Here is a 14983-nt window from a genome sequence, read left to right as displayed (position 1 = left end):
CGGCCTCGACGGGTTCGAGGCCCGGCCCTTCGTCCGCCACCTCGATCACGCCGATCGGAAGGTGGGCGTGATCAGTGAGCGCACGCGATGGGCTGTTCGGACCAGATGGTCTTGTGGTTCTGGCCATGGCGGCAGCCCCAGCGGTCGGCGAGCTGGGCGACGAGGAACAGGCCGCGTCCGCCCTCGTCGGTGGTGCGAGCGCGGCGCAAGGCGGGGTTGGGCGCTGTTGGAGTCGCTGACCTCACAGACCAGAACGTGGTCGCGGATCAGTCGCAGCTCCGCCGGCGGACGGCCGTAGCGGATCGCGTTGGTGACCAGTTCACTGACGATGAGTTCGGTGGGGAAGAAGAGGTCGTCCAAACCCCATGCGAGCAGTTGGCGGGTCGCCCATGCCCGGGCCTCGGAGACGGCGGCGGGATCGGCCGGTATCTGCCAGTGAGCGGTGTCCTGTGCGTGTATGGCGCGGGTGCGTGCCAGCAGGAGGGTCGCGTCGTCCCGCGGTGCCTCGTCCACCAGATCGTCGAGGAGGGCCCTGCCGGTCTCGTCCAGAGCGCGGTCGGGGCGGCAGGACGTGGCGAGCGCATCGGTCAGCCGCCGGAGCCCGTCGTCGATGTCGTGGGCGCGTCGGTGGACCAGGCCGTCGGTGTAGAGCGCGAGGACGCTGCCCGGCTCGAGGCCGATCGTGGTGGTCTCGTACGGCATGCCGCAGACGGCGAGGGGTAGCCTCCCACGCGCTCGGCGACCTCGCGGGCGAGATCCAGTTGTCGGCGGGCACGCAGTTGGTCCGTGTCCTCCGTGTACAGGGCCGCGACCCCCGTGGGGCGTCCTCGTGCGTCCTCCAGGCGGAAGGCGGACAGTGACAGTGCGTGCCGCGGCACCGGACGGTTTCGCCAGCGCACGTGCTGGTTCCTGCCGAGCACCGGGACGCCCGTCTCGAGGACCTGGCGCAGCACCGCCTCGATGCTCTCGGCGTCCTCGGCGCACAGCACGTCGTACAGCCGGGTGCCCGGCTGTACGGGACGGCCGTCGAGCCTGTCCGGCATGGCGTTCGTCTGCACGGTGATGAGATCCGTGTCGTGCAGAGCGATCGTGATCCGGTTCTGTGCGGACAGTGCGCGCAGGAGCGCTGCGCCGTGCTGATGGTCGACGGCGTGAAGGGTGGGGGCCGCGAGCACGAGGAAGGCCGCCGAGCCGCTCACACGTGTGGTCCGGAACGTGACGTCGATCGTGTTGCCGCACCGGTGTCGCAGGCGTACCCGGCCGGTCGCCGGCAATGGCGTGGCCCTGCGCGGGTCGTGCGGGAGGTCGGCCACCAGTTCCCGCACGGGGCGGCCATGGACCTCGTCGGCGCGGAACCCGGTCAGGTCCTGTGCTGTCCCGGTCCAGCCCACCACCGTGCCCCGATCGTCGAGCACGGCGGCGGCCAGACCGTCGAAGGCGTGGGGCCTGCCGCCGGGGACGGCGCCGGAGACGCTCGTCACTCCTTGGGAGGCGCCTGCCGAGTCGCCGATTTCCGTATTCGATGTGTCCATGTCTCTGGCTTTCCTTTGCGAGAGCCCGCGGCTCCGGGAGGGGGGATCCTGTGGCGGCTGTCAGTCGCCGACGTGTCAGAGGGCGCCGGCTGTGGAAGGCAGGTCCTGTTCGGCCCAGACGACCTTGCCGTCTGCTGCGGAGCGCGAACCCCACCTGCGCGACAGCCGAGCCACCAGGTAGAGGCCGCGGCCGTGCTCGTCGAGCGTGCGGGGATGGCGTGGGCGTGGCTGGCCGGTGCTGGTGTCGGAGACTTCACAGGTAAGCACCCGGTGCTGGATGAGCCGTAGGCGGATCGGGCCGTCTCCGTGGCGGATCGCGTTGGTGACCAGTTCGCTGACGATCGACTCATGGGCGTCACGAGCGGCTCCAGACCCCACTCCCTGAGCTGACGGGCGGCCAGGTGCCGGGCCGTCGGGACGGTGACGAGTTCGTTCGGCAGGTCCCAGGAGGCGACCTGGGCGGGTTGCAGTGCGCGGGTCCGCGCAAGGAGCAGGGTGACGTCGTCGGCCGGTGCCTGGGTCGGCAAGGTCTCCATCGCCCGGGAGCACAGGTCCTCCAGGGCGGCACCGGGCTGTGCCAGGGCGGCACCCAGTCGCCGCAGGCCGACGTCGATGTCCTCGTCGCGGGACTCCACCAGGCCGTCGGAGAAGAAGGCGAGGACACTTTCCTCAGGTAGTTCCAGTTCCACGGACTCGAAGGGCACGAGGCCGAGACCGAGGCCGAGGCCGAGCGGGGCTCCGGCCGGCAGGTCGGGAACGGTGACCTTGCCCTGCGCGTCGACGATCAGGGGTGGGGGATGCCCGGCCCGCGCCAGCGTGCACCGTCGGGTGACCGGGTCGTAGACGGCGTACAGACAGGTGGCACCCACCACCGCGGGGACCGGGTCGGAGACGTCGGCGTCCTCGTCGTTGAGTCGCCGGACCGTGTCGTCGAGGTGCGCCAGTAGTTCGTCGGGGGGCAGGTCGAGGTCGGCGAGCGTTCGCACGGCGGTGCGCAGCCTGCCCATGGTCGCCGCGGCGTTGATGCCGTGTCCCACCACGTCGCCGACGACGAGGGCCACCCGGGCGCCGGACAGCTCGATCACGTCGAACCAGTCACCCCCCACCCCGTGGTCCATGTCGGCCGGTACATAACGTGAGGCGACCTCGACGGCGGCACCGCCCTGCACCCGATGAGGGAGCAGGTCGCGTTGCAGTGTGAGGGCGGCGGTGCGCTCGCGCGCGTACTGGAGCGCGTTGTCCAGGCACAGCGCGGCCCGCGTGACCAGTTCCTCGGCGAGGAGCAGGTCGTCCTCCTGGAACGGCGTCTGTTCCACGGAGCGGCCGAACAGCGCCAGTCCCAGTACGCAGCGCCGGGCACGGATGGGGACGACCATCAAGGAGTGGACGCCGCTGTCGCGTACCTTCTGCGCCCGCACCGGGTCGTGGTCGACCCAGGGGCCGGCACGGGTGTCCAGCACCGGCTCCAGGTACGACCGGCCGGTGCGCATGGCGGCGGCGAACGGAGACTCCAGGTGAGGGTGCACCACCTCTTCGCGCACCCACGGCAACTCCAGGACACCCAGGTCGACGGAGGCCAGACCGGCACGGCGCATCAGCTGCGGGCGGCTGCTCGTCGTGCCGATCCGTGCCGACGGCTCAACACTGAACGGCACCGACTCCACCAGATCGACGAGGGCGTGGTCGGCCAGCAGGGGCACCGCGAGCTCTGCCAGTTCCTGCCCGGTCCTCATCACGTCGAGGGTGGTCCCGATGTGTGTGCTGGCCTCGCTGAGGATGGCGAGGCGCTCCCGCGCCCGCCGGTTCCCGGTGACGTCCACCGTCATCGAGCACACGCCCTGTGGTGTGCCGTCCGCGCCCTGCAGGCAGAAGAACGAGGCCGAGAACGCGTGCTCACGGCGCCGGTCCGCGGGCGGCCACGCCCGGTACTCGTGCAGCGTCGTGGTGCCGCTCTCCAGCACCTGCCGCATCACCACCTTGAGCGCTTCGGCCTCGACGGCGGGCAGTGAGTCCTTCAGACCGTGCCCGAAGCGTCGGTGACGAGGAACGCCGTCGTGCCGCTCCATGGCGTCGTTCACCCACACACAGCGCAGCTGCGGGTCATAGACGACGATGCCGATCGGGGCGCGGGCGAGGAGCGACTCACGCACCGGTCCCCCGGTCGCCTCCGAGGACAGGGAACCTATGTCCGTCACGGACACCAGCCACCGGGTGCCGGCGTCCTGCCCCCGCAGCAGCGAGACACGCAGCGTCATCCTGAGCGTGCGGCCGTCGCGGTGGCGTATCGCCGTGGTGCCGGACCAGCCACCCCGCGCACGGCAGAGCTCGGCGAACGCCAACGCCCTCCGGGCGTCCTCGGGAGGCGGCAGCACGTGTGCTGCGGACCGGCCCACCACCTCCCCGGCCGAATAGCCGACGAGCTGCTGAGCGGCGTGCGTCCACCCCACCACGGTGCCCTCGGCATCGATCATCGCTATCGCGGCGTCGGGCACCTCACGGGGGCCTACCGGCTCGGCGAGGAGGGTGTGGTCGGTGTTGGTCATCGCGGTCCGTCCCATCGGTGCGGAAGTGAGAGCGTCGGTGCTTGGTCCGGCGGCCCTGTGTGCGGCCGTGGCGAACGGCGTTGTCCCGGTGAGCGGCACACGGTGCGGTATGGATCACAATGGAGCATATGTCCATTTCTGATGAAATAGTCAGATGTAATTGCTCAGGCGTCAAGACCCTCATGCCTGATCGGAGAGTCAGACACACGCTGTGCAGCTCATCGCTCGCCGTGGCTACGCGGCTTCACAGTTGGATGGGCAGGTGGCGGGGCCCGCGGAGCACGGCGTTCTGCCGGTACGGGGGCGGATCTTCGATCAGGCGGGCGCTGCCGAGGTGGGGAAGCAGCGCCCCGAGCGCCGCGTACGCCTCGACGCGGGCCAGGGGGCCGCCGTAGCACGCGTGAATACCACTGCCGAAGCCGAGGTGCTGGTTGTCCGCACGGGTGGGGTCGAACCGGTCGGGCTCGTGGAACCGCACGGGATCGCGGTTGCCCGAGGCCAGTGCCAGAACGACGGACGCGTGTTGCGGGATCCCGGTGCCGGCGACGTCCATGTCGGCGCGCGGGACGCGCTCGCGCATGTGGACCGGGGGCTCGTAGCGCAGCAGCTCCTCCACCGCGCGCGGCAGCAGGTCCGGTTCGCGGCGCAGGAGGTCCAGCTGCTCGGGCCGGCGCAGGAAGGTGAGCGCCCCGTTGGTGATCAGGTTGACCGTCGTCTCGTGCCCTGCAATGAGCAACAGCACGGCGGTTTCAGCGAGTTCCTCCTGAGTGAGCCGCAGGGCCGGGTCCGGTTCGTTGACGAAGGCGGAGAGCATGTCGTCACCCGGGTCGCCGCGGCGCTGCTCGGCGAGGTTCACCAGGTACCCGCCCATCTCCATCCGCGCCTGGTCCCCGGCTTTGTCCGTCTCCGTGGACTCGTCTTCGGGCCTGACGTCGGCGGCCGCGACCAGCGCGTCGGACCAGGCCCGGAACAGCGGCTCGTCCTCGCGCGGCACGCCGAGCAGCCGGCAGATCACCGTGACGGGCAGCGGGTAGGCGAAGTCGTCGACGACGTCGATCTGCCGGCCGGCTGCGAAGGACGCCAGCAGTTCGCTGGTGATCCGTTCGATCTCGCCACGCATGGAGTCGACCCGGCCGGGGCTGTGCGGCGGGCCGAAGGGCCGCATGGCCAGGGTGCGCAGCCTGTGGTGTTCGGGGTCGTCGAGCCGGAGGAACGGCGGCTTGTGGGTCACCTCCCCCCGGGTACGGGGGTCGGCACTCATCCGCGGGTCGTGGAGCAGAGCGGCGATCTCGTGGTAGGTGCCGATCAGGTAACTGCCGTCTGTCTGCCGTACCACGGGACCGGCCTCGCGGAGTTCCGCGTACAGCGGGTAGGGGTCGGGGCGGCTGGCGTAGTCGGTGATCCGTGCCAGCAGGGTCTCGGATTCCATGGCGGATCCTCGCGGTCGGCGGGACGTGGGCTACACCACGGTCAGTCTGCGGTCGGGAAGGTGGCCGGTGAGCGCGACGGTCGGGCCGTGGGACAGCCCCGACGGATCCGGTACGAGGGAGGGGATCGGAATGTCCGCCGCGATCGCCCGGTCCTGCGCGCCGGGCGGTGGCGGAAATGGAGCGGCCGTCTCGATCAGGTGCCGGTAGTAGTCGAGCGACTTGGTTCATCCCCCACCGCCGTCAGCGAACCGGTGAAGCCCTCCTCGCGCAGCGCCTCGGCGGCCCTGAGCCCGGCCGGCGACGCGCCGACGATGACGATACGGCCGGCCTTGAGGTCACCGGGCACCGGTGCTCACCTCTTCTCCCAGAAGGATCGCCTGGACCGGGCAGGCCGCCGCGGCCTGACGCACACGTTCGGCCTGGTCGTCGGGGACGGCCGTGGCGTACAGCAGTCCCTCCTCGCCGTGCAGCTCGAACACCTCCGGCGCGAGGAACACGCACTGCGCATAGCCCTGGCAGCGCGTGAGGTCGACAACGGTCCGCATGTCCACCACTTCCTCCGTCGCCTCACCCCCTCGTTTCCAGCATGGGCCGGGAATGACAGGCCCGCACGTTGCGGCCGCGGAACGCAGACCCCGGCGCGCCGATGAGGCGGGCATTGCCAACTCTTCTGAGGAAAGCGCCCGTTGTCGCCCTGGTCAGCTCCGGCCGTCTCCGTGACCCACGCCACTTCGACCATTCCATACAGCGTATGGTATTAATGAGAGGGAGGTTCCATACAACGTATGGAAAGTCTGACCCGGACCACGCCAGGCGCTACACATCGCCTGCCCGTACGACCGGCCGGCGCACCTGACGCCAACCGGGAAGGAAAGATCATGAAGAAGCTCACGAAGCGCATCGCCGTCACCGCTTCCTCTGTGGCGGTCGCGGGTGTCACCGTTCTCGGCGCCGGGGACACCGCCTCGGCCGCGACTCCTGCGTCCGCACACGTCCGCCACCCGGCTGTCACCGCCAAGGCCGCCGACCACCAGTGGGACCACGGAGTCGGCTACCTGCTCGAACAGGGCTACTCCTGCGACGGAATCCGCGGCTGGCATCAGGACCACCAGGGCACCGATTCGACCCGGCACGACTGCGACGGTCTCTTCTACCGCGGTGGTCACTTCTACCGCCGGCAGGGAGAGGGACACAGCTGGAAGTCCGGCCGGTCGTACGGGTACGACCGGAACCGCTCGGAGCACATCGGCTGGAACGGGGAACACCACAACCGGAACCACGCCGACTGGTGAGGCAGGTTCCGCCTGTGGCCATGGGCCCAGGCCGTTTCCCCCGCCTTGAAGTCCGTCGGCGACAGGGACGCGCTCGCTGGTCAGGGATCACTGGCCCCTGACCGCCGCCCCGGGCCGCCCGGCCGAGGGCCCTGCCCCATCGCCGCTGCCTGCAGATACCCGTCAGGCGTCGCGGACTCACGTCGCCCAGCTGTCGCGATGGGCACACGAATGGTGCGGTCCGGCCACCCGGGCCCTGCTGTAAAGCCCCTCCCTCCACCACCTCTTCGTCGCCAGCCGGGCGGCGGGGTGCGGCCGAGGCAGAGGCGCCCTGGAGTGAATGCCGATGAAGTCCTTGAAGACCGTCGTGCGGGGGGTGGCCGCGCATCTTGTCGTCTCACGCGACTACTCCCTGCCCATGTGCATGCGCCTGCGCTACGAACCCACCGATCCCTATGTCGTCCGTGCCGTCTTCTTCGTCCACGGTGACGAACCGGTCGAATGGGTCCTGGGTCGTGACCTTCTGAGTGATGGCCTGACGGGTTCCGCGGGCGATGGCGATGTCCGGGTCTGGCCGGCCGTCGGTCGTGGTGACGAGGCGATGTACATCGCCCTCGGGTCTTCCGCAGGCACCGCGTTGCTCGAGGTTCCCGTGCAGGACATCAAGTCCTTCCTGGAGGACACGGAGGCGCTGGTGCCACAAGGTACCGAGTCCGGACGCATCGACTGGGACACCGAGCTGGCGTTCCTGCTCTCGCAAGACTGACCGCCATCCGTCCACGCCCAGAAGAAGAGGAACGAAAATTCATGTCCCAATACCAGCTTCGTGTCTACACCGTGCGCAGCCCTGAGTCGCTCGCCACCTACGAGAACATCTGGGCCAAACACATTCCCGGTATGGCCAAGCACCGGATCACCACACACGGTGTCTGGACGGTGCCCGCGGCGCCCGCAAGCGAGGCGCCCCAGCTGTACGCCCTCGTTTCCTACAGGGACGCCGACGACATGCGGGAGCGACTGGAGGCGTATGTGTCGAGTCCTGAGTTCCGCGCGGACATGGAAGGCTTCGACCTCACCCAGATCGTCGACATCGCCGAGTCCGTGCTGACGCCCACCGCCGACTCGCCCTTGCGATGACGGTCGACCTTCGACAGGTGACGCGGCCGGAAGGGTGAGCTTGGTCGAGGATCACGTCGAGCACTTCCGGACGCACGGCTCCTCGTGGACCGACATCGGCGCCGCCCGGGGTGTCACCGGACAGGCGGTCCAGCAGCGCTTCAACAGCCCGCACAAGCGCCACAGCCCCGAGACGATGACCGACGACCTCCGCCGGGCGATGGCGCACGTCGAACAGGCGGCGGTGCAGCACCGCGACAACCACACCGGCACCGAGCACCTGCTCTGGGGCCTGACCACCGAGGACAACAGCGCCACCCGGCTCGGGCACGCCGCCGGTGTCCCACCGGAAGCGGTCCACCGGTCGGTCGGCAATCGACTGAGCACGGGTGGCTCCCAGGCAGCCGAGCGCGTCGCCTGGACGCCCCGCTCCCGCAAGGCCATCGCCATCGCCCGGACGCGGTCCGAGCACAACGGCTCCGACCGCATCGACTGCGACGACCTGCTGATCGGTCTTGCCCGGCTCGGCCGCGGAGTGGCCGCCGACGTCCTGACCGAGGCCGGGTTCGGCCCGGCCGCCCTCGACACCACACTCACGGACACCCGTTCATCACTGCACGAATGACCACGACGCAGTGCTTCGCGGCGATCAGCCACGTGCCCGGCCAGGACCTGGTCGCCCTCTCCCGAGGACAGCCGCCCGGACATCCGGACTGCGGCCCTGTCAGCGGCGACCCCAGGCCGCCACGCCTCGGAAGCAGGGACTCAACGGCCCGGGCCCCGGCCGTCACGTTCGGCGGCAAGCCGGCTTTCCAGGCCCGCGATGAGCGTGTCCATCACCAGGCGGAACCTGCGGTCCTGGACGGGCCCTGACGGGTCGGCGTCCGTGGGCTCGTCTGCACCGGCGGCGAGACCAGGGGGCTTGAGGCTCGCCCACTGGTGAAGGGAGCCGTTGAGTTCCGCGGCGAGGACACCGACGACTTCTCTGTCAAGTTCAGCGTGTTGAGACACGGTCAGCCAACTGCCGCAGTGAGCCGGCTACGGAAGGAGAACAGCGACCTGCGCCGTACTCTCGCTCTGCACGAGGAGGCGATCCGCCAGCTGGCCCTCGAAAACGACGCACTGCGCAGCGGCGGCACCGTTCTTCCACTGCCCAACCGCAGCACGCCCGCGCCACCCGGGCCGTCCTGAATGCGACACCCCCGCTGATGCCTGGCGTGGATGTGGTCGCTGGGCGTGGCGCTCAGTCGACTACCGGTGATCAAGGGGAGTTGATCAAGCCGTGCGTGCCGACGGCGTGCTCGTTCCTGCCCGGGTCGCGTCGGTGCCCCAGCTGGCCAGTAGTCGCAGAGCCTCCGCCGACGGGGAGTTCGGTTCGGCGTGGTAGGTCACGAGCATCTGCTCGTGGTCGTCGGCCTGGTGGAACGATTCGAGGCGGAGGTCGAGTTCGCCGACGAGCGGGTGGTGCAGGCGCTGGATGCCGTGGCACTTCTCCTTGACGTCGTGGGTGGCCCACAGCCGCCGGAACTCCTCGCTCTTGACGGAGAGTTCGCCCACCAGCGCGGACAGTCGGGGGTCGTTGGGATGGGAGCCGGCGTCCATGCGCAGCTGAGCGACGACGTCGCTGGCTTTGTGCTCCCAGTCCACGAACAGGTCGCGGTACTCGGGCCGCAGGAAGACCAGCCGCGCCCAGTTCTGCTCCCTGGCCGGCAGCTCGGCCCAGTCGCCGAAGACCGCTGCGGCCATCCGGTTCCAGACGAGGATGTCCGAGCGCCGCCCTACCAGGATCGCCGGAACACCGTCCATGGTGTCCAGCAGCGTCCGCAGGGGGCCCCGCACCTGCTGGGTGCGGCCGGCCGGCTTCTTCTTCTGTTTCGGCTTCGCCAGGTGTGTGAGGTGAGCGTGCTCGGCGTCGCTCAGCCTGAGGGCGCGGGCGATGGCGTCGAGGACCTCCGGCGACACGTGCTGCCCGTTGCCCTGCTCCAGGCGTGTGTAGTACGCCACGGACACCCCGGCCAGCTGCGCCAGCTCTTCGCGGCGCAGCCCCGGTACCCGCCGGTACCGCCCGTAGTCCGGCAGTCCCACGTCTTCCGGCTTCAGCCGGGCCCGGCGGGTGCGCAGGAACTCGCTGAGCTCGGCACGCGGGTCCAGAGCGTCGGCGGCGGGCTCGTGCACCGGTTCGGGGTATTCGTCCATGTCTCGAGTATCCACGGTCGCACGCACACCTTCCTGACCCAACCAGTGGTAGGCATCGCGCGCGTACGCAAAGCCGTGACCTGGGTGGATGCCGGATCGTCCAGCACGCTGGCCACTGTGCCCGGCTGGAAGACGGCCAGGGCGTGGCCTGGATCAAGAACGGAGTACATCCCATGAGCGCAACACAGGGGATCGAGTCGAGGACGCACCAGAGCGAGACGGCTGCGGAGGTGGTGGGCCGCCTTCGGGCGACGTTCAACACCGGTGTCACCCGCCCATTGGACTGGCGCGTCGACCAGCTGCAGCGGCTGCGGGCACTGCTGGTGGAGAACGAGCAGGAGCTGCTCGATGCGCTCTGGGCGGATCTGAGGAAGAACGCCGCCGAGGCGAAAATGCAGGAGATCGACTTCACTGTCGCCGACATCGACGAGGCACTGGCGAATCTCGAGAGCTGGCTTGAGCCCCGCCCGGTGGAGGTTCCTGCCCACTTCGGTCCCACGACCACGGCCTACACCACGTACGACCCGCTCGGGGTGGTCCTGGTGATCGCTCCGTGGAATTTCCCGCTGCACCTGCTCATCGACCCCATCATCGGCGCGCTGGCCGCCGGGAACACCGTGGTGGCCAAGCCGAGCGAGATGTCGGTGCACACCTCGGCGGTCGCTTCACGCCTGCTGCGCGAGTACTTCGACGCCGATGTGCTCACCGTGGTCGAGGGGGGCGCCGAGGAGACCACGGCCCTCCTGGCTCAGCGTTTCGACCAGATCTTCTACACCGGTAACGGCACGGTCGGCCGGATCGTCATGGCAGCGGCAGCCAAGAACCTCACCCCGGTCACGCTTGAGCTCGGGGGCAAGTCGCCGGTCTTCGTGGCCCCCGACGCCGACGTGGACGAGACCGCGGAGCGGCTGGTCGGCGCCAAGTTCGGCAACGCGGGGCAGCAGTGCATAGCCCCCGACTACGTTCTGGCCGATCCGGCCACCGCCGCCGCGCTGGTCCCCGCCCTGCGCGCGGCGGTCGACGCCCAGTTCGGTACCACCCCGCAGACCTCAGCCGGTTTCGGCCGGATCATCAACGAGCGGCACTTCGACCGGCTCACCCGCCTGCTGGACTCCGGCCGGGCGGCGGTAGGAGGCCAGCACGACCGTGACGACCTGTACATCGCACCGACCGTGCTCACCGATGTCGACCCCGCATCGCCCATCATGCAGGAGGAGATCTTCGGTCCGATCCTCCCCGTCGTCGAAGTCGAAGACCTCGATGCCGCCATCGCCTTCATCAACGAACGCGACAAGCCCCTCGCCCTCTACGCCTTCACCACCTCCGAGGCCATCAAGTCGCGCCTCGTGAAGGAGACGTCCTCCGGCGGCGTCGCCTGGGGCCAGCCGGTGATACAGCTGCTCATGCCGGGACTGCCTTTCGGCGGCGTCGGCGAAAGCGGCTTGGGCCGGTACCACGGCCGGTACTCCCTGGAGACGTTCAGCCACCTCAAGGCCGTCGCGGACGTGCCGCTCAGCTAGGCCCGAGCTTTCGTGGAGCAGGCGGTCCGATGGGCGATCGGCCGGCGGAAGGCCTCAGGCCGGTGAGCATGAGGAGCACTGAGATCGCTGTTCCCGCCACCGCCGAAAAGCGCGTTCCAGGTGAAGCCGTGTATCGGTTCTTCGCGGGGGCGCGTCGAGGGAGTCGGTCGCGGCGCGGGGTGCAGACACCGATCCGTACCGACTCCGGCGGCGGCACCCGTGACTTCGTCACCTGGCTGACTGCTGATCGTGTGCAAGCAGCGAACGCCCGTACTGCGGCGGGCAGTTGCGCTTGACCGGCGTCGACGCCGACGGCATGCGGTTCTCACCGCGTTCGCCGCCAACACCCCCCCACACCCCGATCGCGGTCGTGCAGCCGCGTCACCGTCAGCGGGCCCGCGCCTGCCCGAGAACCGCATCCGCACCTCCGCCGGGACAGCCTGGACCCCCTGCGTCGCAGGCCTTCATCCCGTTCTCCTCCGTATTGCAGAAAGAAAGAAACCCATGACTGTCAACATCTCAGAAGTTTCACCCGTCCCGTCGCTCTTCTCCCCCGTCTCTCTCGGGAAGATCGAGCTCGCCAACCGCATCGTCATGGCACCGCTGACCCGGGTCCGGGCCGGGTCCTCCGGCATTCCCGGGGACCTGATGGTCGAGTACTACCGGCAGCGGGCGAGCGCCGGAATGATCATCACCGAGGGCACCTACCCCGACCACGCGTCGCAGGGGTATGTCGGTGAGCCGGGCATCGCCACCGACGAGCAGGCGGCCGGCTGGCAGCGGGTGTTCGAGGCGGTGCACGCCGAGGGCGGCCGCATCGTCCTGCAGATCATGCACGCCGGCCGCGGCACCCACCCCGACATCAACGGCGGCCGCCGCATCCTCGCCCCCAGCGCGATCGCCATCGACAACAAGACGTTCACCGAGAAGGGCGAGCAGCCCTACCCCGTACCGGAAGCGATGACCACCGCAGAGATCCGGGCAGCCGTGGAGGACTTCGTCGCCGCGGCCCGCCGGGCCATCGAGGCGGGAGCGGACGGCGTGGAAATCCACGGCGCCAACGGCTACCTGCTCCAGGAGTTCCTCTCCCCGGCGGCCAACCAGCGCACCGACGAGTACGGCGGCTCGCCGCGCAACCGCGCTCGCTTCGTCGTCGAGGTCGTCACGGCGGTCGCCCAGGCCGTCGGTGCCGAGCGGGTCGGGCTGCGGATCTCGCCGGAGGTCGACCTCGGGGACGTCTTCGAGACCGACCGGGACGACGTCCTGGCCACCTACGGCACCCTGATGGACCAACTGCGCCCGCTGGGCCTGGCCTACCTCTCCGTACTGCACGCCGAGCCGGGCGGCGACCTTGTACAGGAGCTGCGGCGGCGCTTCGACGGCAAGCTGATCGTCAACAACGGCCCCTTCGGGGGGCAGACCACCCGCGAGCAGGCGCTCCAGCAGATCGAGGCCGGCCACGCCGACGCCGTGGCCGTGGGCCGGGCCCTCATCGCCAACCCCGACCTGGTCGAGCGCTGGCAGGGTGGCCACCCGGAGAACGAGCCGCGGCCGGAACTGTTCTACGGGCCGGGCGCCGAGGGCTACACCGACTACCCCTTCCTCGAAGCGGCTTGAGGCCCACGGGCACGCCTGTCCATGCGGCAGCCCCACTCACACATGGACAGGCGCCCGACCGGCGACACTGTGCCCGCCCCTTTGAGCGCGCGGTCACAGCGGCGATCACCGGCTCGAGGCCCGTCGGGTCCTTCAGGGCGTTGACGGTCCGCAAGTTCCTGGTCAGCAGCCTGCGTTCGGTGACCTCGGCGAGCACATCGCTCTCGTGCGTGGCCACCGCGGCGGCCTTCTGCCACAGCTGACGCCTATGACTGTTTTCCAGCGGCGGCCCACCCCGGCCTTGTCGATCACCAGTTCCCCGCCACCCCGCAGGGAACGTGCCGCCGCCTGCCTCTTTCACCCCTCCCATTCTTCGAAGGAAGCTGCCATGACCACCGCATTCGACCCGATCGACCTGAGCGGCAAGACGCTCGCCAACCGCATCGCTATGGCGCCGATGACCCGCAGCCGCGCAGACACTCCCGCCGCCACGGCGACGGAGCTGATGGCCACCTACTACGCCCAGCGCGCGAGCGCCGGCCTGATCATCACCGAGGGCATCCAGCCGTCGGCCGGCGGCCAGGGCTACACCAACACCCCCGGCCTGCACTCCGCCCAGCAGGTCGACGCCTGGCGGAAGGTGACCGACGCCGTCCACGCCCAGGGCGGCACGATCTTCGCGCAGCTGATGCACACCGGCCGGATCAGCCACCCCAGCCTGCTGCCCGACGGACTCCACCCCGTCGCCCCCTCCTCCGTCGCGGCGGCGGGCCAGGTGTTCACCTACCAGGGCCCCCAGGACTACGTCACGCCGAAGGAACTGGATCAGGACGACATCACCCAGACGATCCGCGACTACGCCGACGCCGCACGCAACGCGATCGCCGCCGGTTTCGACGGCGTGGAGATCCACGGGGCGAACGGCTACCTGATCCACCAGTTCCTCGCCCCCAACACCAATCTGCGCACCGATGGCTGGGGAGGCGGCGCCGCGAACCGGGCCCGCTTCGGCATCGAGGTCGCCACGGCCGTCGCGGAGGCGATCGGCAGCCACCGGACCGGCTTCCGCATCTCTCCCGGCAACCCCTACAACGACATCGCCGAGACCGACCCGGCCAACGTGCTGGAGACCTACACCACCCTGATCGCCGGACTCAGCCGACTGGACCTCGCCTACCTGCACCTGGTCGAGAACCCGGACCGCGACCTGACCGCCCGGCTGCGCAAGGACTGGCCGACGGCGTTCATCCTCAACCCCTTCACCCACCCCGAGACCACCGGCCCCGGCGCTCTCGCCCACATCGCGGACGGCACCGCGGACATCATCGCCTTCGGCGCGCTGTTCCTGGCCAACCCCGACCTGCCCGCCCGCCTCGCAGCCGGCGGCCCCTACAACACTCCCGATCCGGCCACCTTCTACGGCGGCGACCACCGCGGCTACACCGACTACCCGACACTGCCCTCCGACAGCGCGTGACCTGAAAAGACGTCACCACCCGCGAGTGCGGCAAGGCAAGCCGCGGCGTTTCAGGCCGCAGGCCACCGGCGTCCCTCTGGTCCTGACCTATGCGCCTGGTGGCGGCACTCGCCGCCTGCCACATCCGGCGGACCACCTTGGAGAACCGGCATCTGAGAGAGGAGCTTGAGGCCGCGACGGGCGGCGCTCGCGGCGCGGGCGATCCCGGACACGGTGCCCTGCGTATCACCGCGCAGGGCACCATCGAAAGCTTGGACGACGCGTTCGCGACCGCGTCGGAGCACAGTGCCAGAACCGACGCC

Annotated in this window: 15 protein-coding genes and 2 pseudogenes; 8 read left to right on the top strand and 9 right to left on the bottom strand. The window is 69.8% G+C overall.

The window, feature by feature from the left end; genetic code table 11:
- Nucleotides 1–45: 45 nt before the first annotated feature.
- The 8 genes and pseudogenes from ACZ4UV_RS08655 to ACZ4UV_RS08620 form a co-directional block, all read right to left on the bottom strand.
- Nucleotides 46–702: a SpoIIE family protein phosphatase gene (locus tag ACZ4UV_RS08655; protein ID WP_467836922.1), complete on the bottom strand. Its 657-nt coding sequence runs from the start codon at nt 700–702 to the stop codon at nt 46–48.
- Nucleotides 588–1532 (bottom strand): hypothetical protein, encoded by a 945-nt coding sequence (locus ACZ4UV_RS08650; RefSeq protein WP_467836920.1) that lies wholly within the window; start codon nt 1530–1532, stop codon nt 588–590. Before ACZ4UV_RS08650 ends, ACZ4UV_RS08655 begins: the two co-directional genes overlap by 115 nt.
- A gap of 75 nt (nt 1533–1607) precedes the next feature.
- Nucleotides 1608–1910, bottom strand: a complete 303-nt coding sequence (locus ACZ4UV_RS08645; RefSeq protein WP_467837910.1) for an ATP-binding protein — start codon at nt 1908–1910, stop codon at nt 1608–1610.
- Between the two features lie 158 nt (nt 1911–2068).
- Nucleotides 2069–4003: pseudogene (locus tag ACZ4UV_RS08640) on the bottom strand (SpoIIE family protein phosphatase); the annotation flags it as partial.
- 316 nt (nt 4004–4319) lie between these two features.
- Nucleotides 4320–5504, bottom strand: coding sequence for a cytochrome P450 (locus ACZ4UV_RS08635; protein WP_467836916.1), 1185 nt, complete (start codon nt 5502–5504; stop codon nt 4320–4322).
- Between the two features lie 30 nt (nt 5505–5534).
- A pseudogene (locus ACZ4UV_RS08630) lies at nt 5535–5726 on the bottom strand (FAD-dependent oxidoreductase); the annotation flags it as partial.
- Nucleotides 5699–5851 (bottom strand): hypothetical protein, encoded by a 153-nt coding sequence (locus tag ACZ4UV_RS08625; protein WP_451018208.1) that lies wholly within the window; start codon nt 5849–5851, stop codon nt 5699–5701. The gene ACZ4UV_RS08625 and the pseudogene ACZ4UV_RS08630, both read right to left, overlap by 28 nt.
- Nucleotides 5841–6050: a ferredoxin gene (locus ACZ4UV_RS08620; RefSeq protein WP_121790814.1), complete on the bottom strand. Its 210-nt coding sequence runs from the start codon at nt 6048–6050 to the stop codon at nt 5841–5843. The genes ACZ4UV_RS08625 and ACZ4UV_RS08620 overlap by 11 nt, the downstream gene beginning before the upstream one ends.
- A 333-nt stretch (nt 6051–6383) precedes the next feature.
- Between ACZ4UV_RS08620 and ACZ4UV_RS08615 the strand changes: the two genes are divergently transcribed.
- The 5 genes from ACZ4UV_RS08615 (at nt 6384) to ACZ4UV_RS08595 (ending at nt 9083) form a co-directional block, all read left to right on the top strand.
- Entirely contained in the window at nt 6384–6797 is a 414-nt protein-coding gene (locus tag ACZ4UV_RS08615; RefSeq protein ID WP_451018209.1) for a hypothetical protein, read from the top strand.
- Between the two features lie 319 nt (nt 6798–7116).
- The gene (locus tag ACZ4UV_RS08610) at nt 7117–7542 is read left to right on the top strand and encodes an SsgA family sporulation/cell division regulator (RefSeq protein ID WP_467836906.1); all 426 of its coding nucleotides are present in this window, start codon (nt 7117–7119) and stop codon (nt 7540–7542) included.
- A gap of 41 nt (nt 7543–7583) precedes the next feature.
- The gene (locus ACZ4UV_RS08605; RefSeq protein ID WP_467836903.1) at nt 7584–7913 is read left to right on the top strand and encodes an NIPSNAP family protein; all 330 of its coding nucleotides are present in this window, start codon (nt 7584–7586) and stop codon (nt 7911–7913) included.
- A 34-nt stretch (nt 7914–7947) separates the two neighbouring features.
- A complete protein-coding gene (locus tag ACZ4UV_RS08600) occupies nt 7948–8517 on the top strand; it encodes a Clp protease N-terminal domain-containing protein (protein WP_467836899.1) in 570 nt (189 codons plus the stop codon).
- A gap of 404 nt (nt 8518–8921) precedes the next feature.
- A complete protein-coding gene (locus ACZ4UV_RS08595; RefSeq protein ID WP_451023275.1) occupies nt 8922–9083 on the top strand; it encodes a hypothetical protein in 162 nt (53 codons plus the stop codon).
- Between the two features lie 84 nt (nt 9084–9167).
- Here the strand turns inward: ACZ4UV_RS08595 and ACZ4UV_RS08590 are convergent, their stop codons facing one another.
- Complete coding sequence (locus ACZ4UV_RS08590; RefSeq protein WP_467836894.1) at nt 9168–10088, bottom strand: helix-turn-helix transcriptional regulator; 921 nt, start codon at nt 10086–10088, stop codon at nt 9168–9170.
- 173 nt (nt 10089–10261) lie between these two features.
- Between ACZ4UV_RS08590 and ACZ4UV_RS08585 the strand changes: the two genes are divergently transcribed.
- The 3 genes from ACZ4UV_RS08585 (at nt 10262) to ACZ4UV_RS08575 (ending at nt 14681) form a co-directional block, all read left to right on the top strand.
- Nucleotides 10262–11608: an aldehyde dehydrogenase family protein gene (locus ACZ4UV_RS08585; RefSeq protein ID WP_451021377.1), complete on the top strand. Its 1347-nt coding sequence runs from the start codon at nt 10262–10264 to the stop codon at nt 11606–11608.
- A 504-nt stretch (nt 11609–12112) separates the two neighbouring features.
- Complete coding sequence (locus tag ACZ4UV_RS08580) at nt 12113–13225, top strand: alkene reductase (protein WP_467836890.1); 1113 nt, start codon at nt 12113–12115, stop codon at nt 13223–13225.
- Nucleotides 13226–13592: 367 nt separating this feature from the next.
- Nucleotides 13593–14681, top strand: a complete 1089-nt coding sequence (locus tag ACZ4UV_RS08575) for an alkene reductase (protein ID WP_467836888.1) — start codon at nt 13593–13595, stop codon at nt 14679–14681.
- The last annotated feature ends 302 nt before the right edge of the window (nt 14682–14983 follow it).

The organism is Streptomyces sp. NPDC028289, from assembly GCF_055565975.1.
This window is presented reverse-complemented; position numbering and strand designations above follow the sequence as displayed.

Bases quoted from the DNA above. Each gene is read 5' to 3' on its own strand.
- ACZ4UV_RS08655 (WP_467836922.1), bottom strand. From the start codon at position 702: ATGCCGTACGAGACCACCACGATCGGCCTCGAGCCGGGCAGCGTCCTC.
- ACZ4UV_RS08650 (WP_467836920.1), bottom strand. From the start codon at position 1,532: ATGGACACATCGAATACGGAAATCGGCGACTCGGCAGGCGCCTCCCAA.
- ACZ4UV_RS08635 (WP_467836916.1), bottom strand. From the start codon at position 5,504: ATGGAATCCGAGACCCTGCTGGCACGGATCACCGACTACGCCAGCCGC.
- ACZ4UV_RS08620 (WP_121790814.1), bottom strand. From the start codon at position 6,050: ATGCGGACCGTTGTCGACCTCACGCGCTGCCAGGGCTATGCGCAGTGC.
- ACZ4UV_RS08615 (WP_451018209.1), top strand. From the start codon at position 6,384: ATGAAGAAGCTCACGAAGCGCATCGCCGTCACCGCTTCCTCTGTGGCG.
- ACZ4UV_RS08610 (WP_467836906.1), top strand. From the start codon at position 7,117: ATGCCGATGAAGTCCTTGAAGACCGTCGTGCGGGGGGTGGCCGCGCAT.
- ACZ4UV_RS08605 (WP_467836903.1), top strand. From the start codon at position 7,584: ATGTCCCAATACCAGCTTCGTGTCTACACCGTGCGCAGCCCTGAGTCG.
- ACZ4UV_RS08590 (WP_467836894.1), bottom strand. From the start codon at position 10,088: ATGGACGAATACCCCGAACCGGTGCACGAGCCCGCCGCCGACGCTCTG.
- ACZ4UV_RS08585 (WP_451021377.1), top strand. From the start codon at position 10,262: ATGAGCGCAACACAGGGGATCGAGTCGAGGACGCACCAGAGCGAGACG.
- ACZ4UV_RS08580 (WP_467836890.1), top strand. From the start codon at position 12,113: ATGACTGTCAACATCTCAGAAGTTTCACCCGTCCCGTCGCTCTTCTCC.
- ACZ4UV_RS08575 (WP_467836888.1), top strand. From the start codon at position 13,593: ATGACCACCGCATTCGACCCGATCGACCTGAGCGGCAAGACGCTCGCC.